Annotated in this window: 1 protein-coding gene; it reads right to left on the reverse strand. The window is 39.4% G+C overall.

Annotated elements, in window-relative coordinates; genetic code table 11:
• The coding region (locus ABR854_RS25780; protein ID WP_350268731.1) for a hypothetical protein at positions 1–597 on the reverse strand (597 nt) is incomplete at its 3' end.
• Positions 598–678 lie beyond the last annotated feature (81 nt).

Consider the following 678-nt stretch of genomic DNA (forward strand, 5'->3'; position numbering starts at 1 on the left):
GGCATTTCCCGTTAGGCTTACAGATGATAATGTACCTGTTGAGTTTGATGTTATCCTAATTGTACGCCCACGGGTTTGGTCTCTGTAGCCAAAGTTGCTGCAACCTGAAGCAAATATTTTTGTTTCTGCCTTATTCGCAATTTGTCGTGAAAAATCCTGAGAAATCCACGGCAAATCACTTTGAGCAATGAAACCACCGCTAATTTCAGAATTAGTCAACGATAGTATGTCACTCATTCCCGAACCAAGCGATTGAACTACAATTGCTGTTCCAAAATTGCCTTTTTTTACGATACTACAGTTCTTAAACTCATTGATATTTGGCCGTAAAAAGTCTTTGTTTGTATGAACGTAAAAGCCATTTACGGGGCTTATAAGCTCAGTATTTTCAAATTTTTCAACAAGCCCTGATGAACTTCCATAGCCCCACGCATGTTCTGAACTCCATACCGTTGATGCCAGCATTCCACTTCCAGCATTATTATTACGCCAAGTTCGTGCACCTGCATTACCATAATGTTCAATATAACAATTATATATCTGATGCTCACAATTTGCATTTCCACCACTGTCTTCCGAGTGAACAGGGTATCTCATGTTTCTCGCTGTTATCGTTAGATTACGTAATTGTGCGTTTCTTTTCAGCCAAAGTGTCGATGTATTGCTAATTTGTGCATC

This window comes from Emticicia sp. W12TSBA100-4, from assembly GCF_040253585.1.
GTDB lineage: Bacteria > Bacteroidota > Bacteroidia > Cytophagales > Spirosomataceae > Emticicia.